Annotated in this window: 9 protein-coding genes; 3 read left to right on the plus strand and 6 right to left on the minus strand. The window is 32.6% G+C overall.

The window, feature by feature from the left end; genetic code table 11:
* The first annotated feature begins 64 nt into the window (after positions 1 to 64).
* From WNY78_RS07590 to WNY78_RS07600, 3 genes are all read left to right on the plus strand, one after another.
* On the plus strand, positions 65 to 1,081 hold the full coding sequence (locus tag WNY78_RS07590; RefSeq protein WP_342872598.1) for an AraC family transcriptional regulator: 1,017 nt from the start codon (positions 65 to 67) through the stop codon (positions 1,079 to 1,081).
* Positions 1,082 to 1,527: 446 nt separating this feature from the next.
* Positions 1,528 to 3,420, plus strand: a complete 1,893-nt coding sequence (locus tag WNY78_RS07595; RefSeq protein ID WP_342872599.1) for a DUF294 nucleotidyltransferase-like domain-containing protein — start codon at positions 1,528 to 1,530, stop codon at positions 3,418 to 3,420.
* A gap of 4 nt (positions 3,421 to 3,424) precedes the next feature.
* A complete protein-coding gene (locus WNY78_RS07600) occupies positions 3,425 to 4,090 on the plus strand; it encodes a 3'-5' exonuclease (protein ID WP_342872600.1) in 666 nt (221 codons plus the stop codon).
* A gap of 114 nt (positions 4,091 to 4,204) precedes the next feature.
* On the opposite strand, the gene acs is transcribed toward WNY78_RS07600, so the two are convergent.
* The 6 genes from acs to WNY78_RS07630 all read right to left on the minus strand — a co-directional run bounded on the left by acs (position 4,205) and on the right by WNY78_RS07630 (position 13,543).
* Positions 4,205 to 6,112 (minus strand): acetate--CoA ligase, encoded by a 1,908-nt coding sequence (gene acs / locus WNY78_RS07605; protein ID WP_342872601.1) that lies wholly within the window; start codon positions 6,110 to 6,112, stop codon positions 4,205 to 4,207.
* Positions 6,113 to 6,196: 84 nt separating this feature from the next.
* The gene (locus WNY78_RS07610; protein WP_342872602.1) at positions 6,197 to 8,092 is read right to left on the minus strand and encodes an acetate--CoA ligase; all 1,896 of its coding nucleotides are present in this window, start codon (positions 8,090 to 8,092) and stop codon (positions 6,197 to 6,199) included.
* 292 nt (positions 8,093 to 8,384) lie between these two features.
* Positions 8,385 to 8,750 carry a response regulator gene (locus WNY78_RS07615; protein WP_194507849.1) on the minus strand — a complete coding sequence of 122 codons (366 nt, stop codon included), beginning with the start codon at positions 8,748 to 8,750 and terminating at the stop codon, positions 8,385 to 8,387.
* A 16-nt stretch (positions 8,751 to 8,766) separates the two neighbouring features.
* On the minus strand, positions 8,767 to 11,457 hold the full coding sequence (locus WNY78_RS07620; RefSeq protein WP_342872603.1) for a sensor histidine kinase: 2,691 nt from the start codon (positions 11,455 to 11,457) through the stop codon (positions 8,767 to 8,769).
* Positions 11,450 to 11,644, minus strand: coding sequence for a hypothetical protein (locus WNY78_RS07625; protein ID WP_194507847.1), 195 nt, complete (start codon positions 11,642 to 11,644; stop codon positions 11,450 to 11,452). Before WNY78_RS07625 ends, WNY78_RS07620 begins: the two co-directional genes overlap by 8 nt.
* Positions 11,645 to 11,776: 132 nt before the next feature.
* On the minus strand, positions 11,777 to 13,543 hold the full coding sequence (locus WNY78_RS07630; protein ID WP_342872604.1) for a sodium:solute symporter family protein: 1,767 nt from the start codon (positions 13,541 to 13,543) through the stop codon (positions 11,777 to 11,779).
* Positions 13,544 to 13,547 lie beyond the last annotated feature (4 nt).

The raw sequence follows: 13,547 nt of genomic DNA on the forward strand, positions 1-13,547 counted from the left end.
AGACTATTACCTATTTATTTGAAATCTAACTTTAAAATCAATATTAATTAAACCATTCAACATCATGATAACAGTGCAATCCAAAATAAACGAATTAAATTCTTTTTTTGAAAATTTACAAATCAAGTTAGGTGGTAATTTAACCTCTAACGGTAAAGAAAATATTTTTGAAATAGATAAAAAGTTAGGTAAAGGAACCATTAGATCTATTGATCTTGGAGATCAAATTTCGTTTTTAGAATTTGATCTACACTTGATAGAAGACATTAAGATTACACTTAATGCACAAGTTGGTAATTATGTAAACTTTGCTTATTGCTCTAAGGGCAAATTCTCACACAGTTTCGCAAATTCTAATATTAAGAATACCATAGACAATTTTCAAACAGGTATCGTCTCAAATATTGAATCAAAAACCAATACATTATATCTGTATAAAGACATGCACATACAATCGTCTATCATATCTGTAAATACAGAAAATGCTAACGAGTATACTTCAAAAATCAATGCATCTTTAAAAGATTTATTTATTTCAAATAAACAAGAAGATTATATACACTTAGGCTCATTTAATCTAAAAATTGCAGAATATATAAAGCAATTAAGAGCTATAAAACAAGAAGGTATTGTAAAGTCTTTACTAATAAAAGGATTGGTAAATGTTATTTTAGCTCTTGAAATTGAACAACATAAAGAAGATATCGCAAATGCAGAATATTCATCATGCTCTTTGACAAAAACAGAGTTGAAATCTATAAATGAATTAATAGATTTTGTAGACAATTATCCTGATTTAGATCATAAGTTGGATATTTTGACTAAGAAAATAGGTTTATCTGCAGCAAAAATTCAAGAAGGATTTAAAATGACTAAAGGCTTGACTGTTTGTGAATACATTAGATATGTAAGACTTTCAAAAGCAGAAGAGCTAATGAGTACAACAGATTTGAACATATCTGAAATTGTATATAGCTTAGGATTTACAAGTAGAAGTTATTTTTCTAAAATTTTTAAAGAACGTTTTAGTTGTGCTCCTAGTCATTACAAGAAAAAAATCAAGTTAGCTGTGTCAGCATAATATATATCAAGAAAGCTCTAATTACAATAGTATTTAGAGCTTTCTTATTTTACGTATTTACATTTTTCTTCTCTCTTCTCTCTTTAATAGCATTTTGAAAATATCCTCTTTATAATCTTGATTTAAAATTACTTTTATATCACTTCAACATTATTAATAATCATACATATAGTTTGCATAATTTTTAACTTGAAGACTAAACTTTATACACCATATATATTTTTTTATCGCATTAGTGATTGAGCCATTGTTGGAGCTCTCCCGATAATTATCGGGAAGCGACTGGTAAAAGCACGACGTTTTACTTTATTTTAAGTAAAAGGTAATGCCCAAAAACCATGTTTTCATATTTATAAAAATACATACTACATAAAAAACTATACCTATTTAGCAGAAAACATGATATAACTCATAGACACACCATTCCTTTTTTGTTACTTTAGAGTATGAATACTATTGCAGAACGTATCTACGATTTTCTAAAGGATTTCCCTCCTTTTAGCATGTTGATGAAAAGTGAATTATTGGCTATCTGTAAAGCTATTGATATTCATTATTTAGAAAAAGATACTCACTTATTTATCACTGGATCTCCTGTTGAAAATCAATTCTATGTGGTTAAAGATGGTGCCATTGGTTTATTTAGAGCGCAAACAAATACATTGGTAGATGAATGTGACGAAGGCGATATTTTTGGATTGAGAGCACTTATGCGACAAGGTGATTATAAATTGAGTGCTAAAGCCATAGAAGAAAGTATTGTATACAGTATTTCTTCGGAATTATTTCAACAGTACATTACTACCAATCCAGAAGCTAGCAAATATCTAATGTCGAGTTTTGTTTCTAACACAAACTATATTGAATCTAACCAAGTAGATAATAATCTGTCTTCTGAAAATATTCAAGATTTTTTTGAAGAGCAATCTGCAGATTACTCTAAAAATCCTGTTCATTGTTCATCTGAAACACGTATAAAAGATGCTGCATTACTTATGACAGATAAGCGTATCGGTTCAATAGTGATAACAGAAGACAACAGACCATTAGGAATTATAACAGATAAGGATTTGCGTACTAAAATTGCAACAGGATTAATTTCTATTGAAGATTCTGTCACGAAAATCATGTCTTCTCCTGTGATTACATATCCTGAAAGCATTACTGTTGCCGAAGCTCAAATTGCAATGATAAAGCATCGTATTACTCATCTATGTATTACTAAAGATGGTACGCCAAATACGGAGTTAACAGGTATTCTATCTGAACACGACATTATAGTGATTAGAGAAAATAATGCTTCTGTTTTGGTAAAAGAAATCAAACGAGTTAACACTCCAGAGCAGCTTCAACACATACGTAAACGTGCAGAGCAATTATTGAAACGTTATATAGAACAACAAATTCCAATAACGTTTGTCACAAAAATTATATCCACTATTAACGATAGTATTACACAACGACTTATCGGTTTATGTATTGAAGAAATGTCTACTCCTCCTCCAACCTCTTTTGCTTGGTTGGCTATTGGAAGTCAAGGTCGTGAGGAACAATTATTACTCACAGATCAAGATAATGCCTTGGTGTTTAATGATGTTCCTGAAAATGATTACGATAAAACACAACAGTACTTTTTAACGCTATCTAAAAAGATTAATCAAGGTCTAAATATCATCGGTTTTGAATTATGTCCTGCAAATATGATGGCTAGTAATCCAAAATGGTGCTTATCCATATCACAATGGAAAACACAGTTTAAATCTTGGATTACCACACCAGATCAAGATAATTTGATGCTCTGTAGTATTTTCTTTGATTTTGAATTCGTGTATGGTGATGCCAATTTATCAACAACAATGGCTGAAAGTATTTTTACTTCTATTGAATCTCATGATATCTTTTTAAATTTTTTAGGATTAAATGCATTGACAAACCCACCACCTTTAAGTTTCTTTAGACAGTTTTTAGTCGAAAGAGATGGTGAACATAAAGATCAATTCGATATTAAAGCTAGAGCGATGATGCCACTCGTTGACGCAGCTCGACTATTGATATTATCTAAAAATATGAAAGCTCACAATAATACAATTGTACGTTATGAGAAACTCGCGGAATTAGAACCACAAAACAAAGATATTTTTCTTGCATGTCGTGATGCTTTTAAAAACCTTTTACGTTTTAGAACAGAACAAGGCTTAAGGCATAATGATTCTGGTCGTTTTATTGATTTGCAAACATTGAGCAAAGCCAATCGATTAGAATTAAAGAGCACCTTTAGAGCAGTGAAAGACATACAAGACCTTATTCAAACAAGATTTAAACTCTCACAATTCATGTAATAGTATGAGCTGGTTTAAGAAAAAGTCATATCCAGATTTTTGGAAACAGTATCTAGAGTGTTTTAAAAGTAATCAAAACTCAGATATTGAAGCTATTCGCTTTGTTGTTTTTGATACTGAAACCACAGGACTAGATACAAAATATGATCGTATCTTATCTATTGGAACTATTGCTGTTATTGGAAATACTATTAAGGTTTCTGATAGTTTTGAGTGTTATCTACAACAAGATTTGTTCAATGCCAATACAGTAAAAATTCATGGTTTGTTAAAAGCAGGTCATTTCAATAAATTACAAGAACGCGATGCAATAATTCAGTTTTTAGCACATATCAAAAATAGCGTTTTAGTAGCACATCATGCAGATTTTGATGTTACAATGATGAACCAAGCTTTAAAACGTATGGACTTACCTAAGCTAAAAAATAAAGTTCTAGACACAGGACATTTATTTATAAAAACCAAACTAGATGACTCTAAAACACACTATAGTTTAGACGACCTATCACTTCGTTTTAAAATTCCGCAACACGACAGACACACTGCTTCTGGAGATGCATATATCACAGCCTTATTATTTGTCAAAACTCTTGCTATTTTAAAGAAAAACAATCCTTCAATACAACTTAGAGATGTATTACGAAGTCATTCGAGAATTGGATTGTTATAAAAAACGCAACCCTTGAGGTTGCGTTTAGAATTTTTGATTACTTATTTGATATAACCTTAAATTAATAAAAACATTCCACTCATCTATTTAATAAATGAGTGAAATTTCTATAGTCTATAAAGAATGATCCATGATATCCTGAACACATTCTGGATTTAATAAAGTACTAATATCACCTAGATTACTAGTGTCTTTTTCAGCTATTTTCCGAAGAATACGTCGCATAATTTTTCCGCTTCGTGTTTTTGGTAACCCTTCTGTGAATTGAATTTTATCTAGTTTTGCTATTGGCCCAATTCTATCAGCTATTAATTGATTAATCTCTTTACGAAGGTTGTCATGGTTTCTAGTTTCTCCAGCATCTTTGATAGTTACATAACCATATAATGCGCTACCTTTAATATCATGCGGAAAACCTACAATGGCACTTTCTGAAATTGCTGGATGCTCATTAATTGCATCTTCTATTGGAGCTGTTCCTAAATTATGACCAGAAACGATAATTACGTCATCTACTCTTCCTGTAATTCTATAATAACCAACTTCATCTCTTAACGCACCATCTCCTGTAAAATACTTGTTTTCGTAGGTAGAGAAATACGTATCTTTATATCGTTGGTGATTTCCCCAAATGGTTCGTGCAATACTTGGCCATGGGAATTTAATACATAAACGTCCTTCTACTTGATTACCCTTTAATTCTTCACCATTCTCATCCATCAAACAGGGTTGAATACCAATAAATGGCAAGGTGGCATAAGTTGGTTTTGTTGGTGTTACATATGGGATTGGTGTAATCATAATTCCACCAGTTTCTGTCTGCCACCAAGAATCTATGATTGGACTTTTTCCTTTTCCCACATTATCATTATACCAATGCCAAGCCTCTTCATTAATAGGTTCTCCCACACTTCCTAAAACTTTAAGAGAAGATAAATCATATTTTTCTACCAGTTCAACACCTTGTTTTGCTAAGGCACGAATGGCTGTTGGTGCTGTATAAAACTGATTGACTTTATGTTTTTCAACAATGTCCCAAAAACGACCAAAATCAGGATAGCTTGGCACACCTTCAAACATTACTGTTGTGGCTCCATTTGCCAATGGACCATAAACAATATAACTATGTCCTGTAATCCAGCCAATATCTGCTGTACACCAATACACGTCATTTTCTCTATATTGAAACGCATTTTTAAAGGTATACGCTGTATATACCATGTAACCTGCTGTAGTATGCACCATTCCTTTTGGTTTTCCTGTAGATCCAGATGTATATAGTATAAATAGCGGATCTTCGGCATCCATGACTTCTGCTTTACATTGGTCTGAAGCTGCATCTAATAAAGGTTGTAACCATTTATCGCGATGGTCTTTCATATTAATATCTGAGTTAATTCGCTTTGCGACCAAAACTGTTTCAACACCTGGACAAGACTCTAAAGCTTCGTCTACAATACCTTTTAAATCTATAGTTTTTGCTCCACGATACGAACCATCAGAAGTAATTACTACTTTACAATCACTATCATTAATTCTAGTTGCTAATGCTGTAGCTGAAAATCCTGCAAATACTACAGAATGTATAGCTCCTATTCTAGCACAGGCTAAAACCGAAATTGCTAATTCTGGAATCATAGGCACATAAATACAAACTCGATCTCCTTTTTTAACCCCTTGATCTTTTAAAACATTGGCAAATTGGTTAACGCGATGATATAATTGTTTATAAGTAATATGTTCTGCTCCTTCTTCTGGATTGTTAGGTTCAAATAAAATTGCAGTTTTATCTCCTCTCGTTGCTAAGTGTCTGTCGATACAGTTTTCTGTAATATTTAATTGTGCACCTTCAAACCATTTTACTTCTGGTTTGGTAAAATCCCAATCTAAAACGTTGTCCCATTTTTTCCGCCATAAAAAATGTTCTTCAGCAATTTCTTCCCAAAATGCTTCTGGGTTTCTAACCGATTTACGGTACACTTGGTAATATTCTTCTAAATGTTTAATATGGTAATTACTCATAATATATTAGTTTAATTTTTGTTTAGCGCTTAATCTCTACATTAATATTAGTAGTAAAATGCGACAAGTTATGTTAGTTTAATTTTATTTATGAATCCCAATTTTATGGGTTTGATATACAATTTTGATTTCATCAATTATTTTTATATCATCAATGGTTGATGGTATATTATATTGCTGTTCATCTGCGATATTACGTAACAATTTACGAAGAATTTTCCCACTTCGTGTTTTAGGTAAACGATTAACAATTAGTACATCTCTAAAAGAAGCTACAGCTCCAATTTCATGACGAACATCTTGTATAATTTCCTTTTGAATTTGATTTTCTTCGGAAACTTCGCCAGATTTCAAAACCACTAATCCTAAAGGTTTTTGCCCTTTAATTTCACAATGCACACCAAATACAGCACATTCTGCAACTGACTGATGTGAAGCTACAATTTCTTCCATTTCTGCAGTTGATAATCTATGTCCTGCAACGTTTATAATATCGTCTACACGACCTGTAATAAATACGTAACCATCTTCGTCTTTATAGCCACCATCTCCTGAAAAATAATAACCAGGAAAACGATCTAAATAACCAGATTTAAAACGTTCTGGATTTCCCCAAAGATTACTTAATGTTCCTGGTGGTAATGGCAGCTTAACAGCTACATAACCTTCTACGCTAGATGTTACTTCCTCACCATCTTCATTTAAAATTTGAATGTCATAACCACAAACAGGAAAACTTGCAGAACCTGGTTTTACGTCTTGCAATGCAACACCAACCATATTTGCTATCATTGGCCAACCACTTTCAGTTTGCCACCAATGATCAATTACTGGAACGTTTAGCTTTTCTTCTGTCCAATTTAAAGTGGCTACATCACAACGTTCGCCTGCTAAAAACTGATATTTTAAACAAGACAAATCAAATTGTTTTAATAATTCGCCATCTGGATCTTCCTTTTTTATAGCTCTAATTGCTGTTGGTGCAGTAAACATCACTTTTACTTGATGCTCACTAATGACTCTCCAAAACGTAGAAGCATCTGGTGTTCTTATCGGTTTTCCTTCAAACAAAATGGTTGTATTTCTGTTTAATAATGGCCCGTAAACAATGTAGCTGTGTCCTACAACCCAACCAACATCACTTGCTGCCCAAAACACATCTCCTTCATCAAGACCGTAAATGTATGTCATAGAAAATTTCAATGCAGTAGCATAACCACCTGTATCTCTAATAATTCCTTTTGGCGTTCCTGTGGTTCCTGAAGTGTATAAAATATAAGAAGGATGTGTAGATTCAATTGAAATAGCTTCGATTGAAGGTGATTTCTCAACTAAAGTAGTGTAATCTACATCATAGTTTTTCTTCGGAATTTCAACACCTAGTTCTCTATCAAAAACAATAACATGTTTAGGCTTATTTTCAGCTTTAGCGATTGCTTGATCTACAAAAGGTTTATATGGTATAATACGCTCAATTTCTATTCCATTAGATGCTGTAATAATTGCTTTAGGCTTACAATCATCAATACGAATTGCCAACTCATGAGGTGCAAAACCACCAAACACAACTGAATGTATCACACCAATTCTAGTACAAGCTAACATGGCATATAATGCTTGCGGAATCATTGGCATATAGATAATACACGTGTCACCTTTTTGAAGTCCTAAACTTTGCAGTCCACCTGCTAATTTAGAAACTTCATGATGCAATTGATTAAAAGTAATGTGTTGTTTTGTATGAGTAACTGGTGAGTCGTAAATAACTGCATTTTGATCTCCATAACCATCTTTAATGTGTTTATCTATACACAAATAACTCAGGTTAAGTTGTCCATCTTCAAACCATTGGTCATAGTTATATTTATCCTTAGATAAAATATTATTTGGTGCATCAAACCAATCTAATTGTTTGGCTTGTTCACTCCAAAATTGTTCTGGATGCTGTATACTTTTATTATAGAATTCTTGGTATTTCATGGCTATGTTTTTTTAGAATTAAACAAGCCAAACCAATTGGGATTAAGTACTTTTAGTTTGATAAGTACCCAAATAATAACCACAAAACAAATGCCCATAACTATAGATAGCATAGGAGTTACATAAGTTTCGTTTTCGAATTTAAACCTTAAAAAAAGCGTGCTAACGATGTAGATACTAATTATAATATCTGACGCTAATGGGTTGATGCGAAATTTCATATTTTTAAACTTTAATTAAACTTAGTTTGTTTGCACACAAAACCAATTTTAAAAAAACTTAAAAAATATTTCTAAGTTACAAGTTCCAATATTTCTGAAACTATTTTTTTTACTGAAAAAGGCTTGGTTAAATACTTATCTGCTCCGAGTTTTAAACCCTTTTCAATATCTGAAGCTTTATTTTTTGCAGTTAAAAACACCACTTTGGTATCTTTTAAACTGGCTGTGTTTTTAATATGAGTTAACGTTTGATAACCATCTACGTTAGGCATCATAATATCTAATAAAACCACATTAGGAATATGATGTTTTAATATCTCTAAAGCCTCACTTCCATCTCTTGCAATAAACACTTCAAAATCTTGTTTTTTGAAAGTGTATTCTAACGACATCACAATATTGGGTTCGTCGTCAACAATTAAAATTTTCTTCTTCATACTTTACGACAACAATTTACTTAAAAGGTATGGTAAAAACAAGTGTTGCACCATTTTTTAACCCTTTTTTAGCCCAAATTTTTCCGTTGTGTTTATCTACTATTTGTTTTGTAATAGCTAAACCCAATCCACTACCTTGTGGTTTACGTGTATTTTGATCTTGAGATTGGTAAAATTTGTCGAAAATAAAATCATGATCTTCTACTGGAATCCCTTTACCATTGTCGGTTACAGAGATTTCTACCATTTCATTTCCTAACTTATAATCGATTATTATTTCACCTGTATTTGGTTCACAAAATTTTATAGCATTAGATAGTAAATTGGTTAGTACCTGAAGTATACGATCTTCATCATAATTAGTACTAAACACATGTAGGTTTTTATTTATGATTTTTACGTCTTTTTTTGCTGCTATTTGAGAAATACTACTAATGGCTTTGGTGATCGTTTTTTGAATGTCGTGGTATTGCATATCCAGATTCAATCGACCTGTTTCCAACTTTTCAAAATCCAGGATATTGTGAATTAATCGTCCTAAACGATCAGAATCTTGCAATATGTTTTTTAAAAATTGTGCCTTTATCTCTTTTGGCATATCATCATCTTCATCCATCAATAGTTCTGTAGCAGCACGAATACCTGTAATTGGTGTCTTGAGCTCATGTGCAACTGTATCTAAAAATTCATCTTTTTGCTTGTCTTTACTTATTAATTCCTCATTGGCATCTTTTAGTTTTGAAGACAGTTGAGACAGTTCTTTTGACTTTTCTAAGAGTACTTTATTGCTGACAATGTTCTCTTTAGATTCTTCCAAAATCTTCAATACTTCAACCAAGCTAATCTGTTCTTCTTTCACCACACTTGCAATTAAAATTTTGGCTGAAGCAGAGCCTATACTTCCAGTAAGAAGTTTTTCAGAAAAATTAATTAATCGTGCATCTGCCAATTGAGTGTCTTGTGGTAATTTATATTTAGTAAAAAATATAGTTAAAGCACGTGTGGCTCTTTTTTCTCCTAAAAAACGAACAAGCACACTTTTAATATCAGACACATAAGCTTCTCCTTTCCATACCAACGCACTGTCTTGAAGGGTTGAGAAGTTTTTACTATCTACAAACATTTCGGCATAATTACGTTCTCGATAATTTCCTTTTGAAATTAGTGAAAACACCAAATAAGACATCAAATTAAAAGTCATACTCCAGAAAAAAGCATGTGCTGGTGGACTTAAAAAATCGATACCAAATAAAGCATAAGGTTTTAGTTCAGAAACACCTAGTAAACCATACTGTGTAAAATCGTCTGTTCCTGTATAGGCTTGTATTGTAAATGGTAAGACTAAAGTGTAAACAGCAATAAGAAAACCTACAATAATACCAGCAACAGCTGCTTTTGAAGAGCCACGATTCCAGTATAAGCCAATAAAAAATGAAGGTGCTAATTGTGCTATTATTACAAACGAAATTAAACCAATAGAATACAACGAGAGTTCTTTTGAAAACGAAACATAAAAGAAATAGGCTGTAATTATGATGGTAAAAATAGAAATGCGACGAATGCTTTTAATGTATTTAGAATTACGTTCTGGTTGATTTTTAATGAATTTATCTAGAAAACCATAAGGAATAATCAGGTTGTTACTTACCATTGTTGATAATGCCAAAGTTGACACAATAACCATTGAAATAACTGCAGAAAAACCTCCTAAAAATACTAGTGTTGCTAAAAATGAATTTCCGTTTTCTAATGGTAATAATAATGAATAATACTCGGCATTTTCAGTAGATCCAAAGGTTAGTTTTCCTGCCCAAGCAATGAATATAACAAAGATATTAAATAGTAATAAGTACAATGGAAACAACCAAATCGCCTTTTTTAAATGCTTTTCTCTATTGTTTTCTAAAACGGAGACTTGAAACTGTCTTGGTAACAAAAAAATAGCCATAAAAGATAAACCAATTAAGAACAACCAATTAAAACCATCTTCTACTCCGCTAAGTGTGGTGAGTTCTTTAAAATTTTCGGTTATGGATATTTGATTATAAATATCTGTGGTACCATCAAATAAATAAAACGTCACATATGCTCCAATTATTAAAAAGAATACGAGTTTTAAAACCGACTCAAAAGCTACTGAAGCAATGATTCCTTTGTGTTTTTCGGATGCATCTGCATTTTGGGTTCCAAAAAAAGTGGCAAATATGGCTAACAACAATGCGACATAAAATGTAGAATCGTCTATTACTGTTGTTGAAATATAACTAGTATCATCAGACATGATTTCAAAAGTTTCTGAAACTGCCTTTAGTTGTAATGAAATATAAGGTAGTGTTCCAAATAAGCAAACAATAGTCACTAATGCTCCAAGAAACCTATTGTTTCCGTAGCGAAGAGAAATAAAATCTGCTATGGATGAAATTTTATGTTGCTTAGAAATCCTGATAATTTTCCGAAGCACTACAATCCACAAAGGTGCTGCTATAACAGGTCCTAAATAAATTGGCAAAAAATTAATTCCAGAATTTGCTGCAATACCTACACTGCCATAATAGGTCCAAGCAGAGCAATAGACTGCTAAAGACAACGTATATACATAAGGGTTATTAACCCATTTACTTTGGCGTTTTTTTTCAGCAAGAAAAGCAATGTAAAATAACACTGCTAAATAGATAATAATTATGGCGACTAATGTGTAATTATTCATAATGACGTTTTAATACGATATATGAAATTACTATAGACAATAACCAAATAGAAAATATGGAAAAATATAGCGTTGGAACACCAAAAACTGCACCTTCAAAATTAAAAACAAGAATGAATGGTACATTAAAAATAAGAAACAAAGCAATCGATAATACGACTAGCTTTTGTTCATGGCGTTTTTTCATTGGTTGGTTGTTTTTCATTTCCGCGAAAGCGAAAAAATAATAACGCTACTAATATAAGAAATCAGCACTACATAAATGTAATGCTGATTTTCTAACTAATTAAATTAAAAATTATTTTCAAATAATAACTATTTAATGATCGTGAGCTTCACCTGCTCCAGAAGGTATTCTTATACTCTCAACCATTTCTTGTACATTTTGTGGTGGAGCTGGTGTCATACGTGACACGACTACTGAAATTACAACGTTTACAACCATTGCAATGGTACCAAATCCTTCTGGCGAAGTCCCAAACCACCAATCTGCGCTTGTACCACCTCCAAACATATTTAGCTTGAATTTCATCATATAAAATAACATCAAAACAATACCTACAACCATTCCCGAAATTGCGCCTTGACTATTCATACGTTTGTCAAATATTCCTAAAATTATGGCGGGAAAAAAGGAGGCAGCTGCGAGCCCAAAGGCGAGCGCGACGACTGCTGCCACAAAGCCTGGCGGATTAATACCGAAGTAACCTGCAATTAAGATAGCAACAAAAATGGCTATTCTTGCTGCAGTTAATTCACCTTTATCTGAAATATTTGGCTTTAATTGTTTTTTAATTAAATCATGAGATATTGATGTAGATATTACTAAAAGTAGTCCAGCTGCTGTAGATAGTGCTGCTGCGAGTCCACCAGCTGCAACCAATGCAATTACCCAATTTGGTAAGTTTGCAATCTCTGGATTTGCTAATACCATAATATCTTTATCGACGTATAATTCATTTTTTGCATCACTTGCATTAGAAACCATACGCTCTCCATGTGCTCCTCTTGCTTCTACATAAATTGGTTTTTTACTAGATAGCGCATCTCCAGCAACATATTGAATTTTACCATCACCATTTTTATCTGACCATGCAATTAAACCAGTGTCTTCCCAGTTTTTAAACCATTCTGGAATTTCAGAATAGGGTTGATTACTTACTGTTTCAATTAAATTTGTTCTAGAAAAAACTGCAATTGCAGGTGCTGTTGTGTATAAAATAGCAATTAATAATAGTGCAAATCCAGCAGATTTACGTGCGTCTTTTACCTTAGGAACTGTAAAGAAACGTACAATCACGTGAGGTAAACCAGCAGTTCCTGTCATTAACGCCAATGTAATAGCAAAAACATCCCAAGTACTTTTTGTTCCACTTGTATATTCGTGAAAACCAAGTTCGGTATGTAGTTTATCTAACTTATCTAGTAAAAATTCTCCACCTTCTACAGATCCTCCCATTCCTATTTGTGGAATGATATTTCCTGTCATTTGCATAGAGATGAAAAATGCAGGTACCATAAAAGCAAATATTAATACACAATATTGTGCTACTTGTGTATATGTGATTCCTTTCATACCTCCTAATAAAGCGAAGGTTAACACTACAGTCATCCCGATAATAACACCTAAATTAATATCTACTTGTAAAAACTGAGAAAATACAATTCCCACACCACGCATTTGTCCTGCTACATAAGTAAATGATACAATTAAAGCACAAATTACTGCTACTGTTCTTGCTGTATTTGAATAGTATCGATCTCCAATAAAATCTGGCACAGTAAACTTACCAAATTTACGCAAATATGGCGCTAACAGTAATGCCAGAAGCACATATCCACCTGTCCAACCCATTAGGTAAACAGAGCCATCATATCCTGAAAAGGAAATAAGTCCTGCCATACTAATAAATGAGGCAGCACTCATCCAGTCGGCTGCTGTTGCCATACCATTTGCCCAAGGAGAGACACCTCCTCCAGCAACATAAAATTCTTTTGTTGAGCCTGCTCTAGCCCAAATTGCTATTCCGAAATATAGGGCAAATGTAATCCCTACTAATAACCAAGTCCATGTTTGAACACTCATAATT

Source organism: Psychroserpens sp. AS72 (genome assembly GCF_038900375.1).
Classification (GTDB): domain Bacteria; phylum Bacteroidota; class Bacteroidia; order Flavobacteriales; family Flavobacteriaceae; genus Psychroserpens.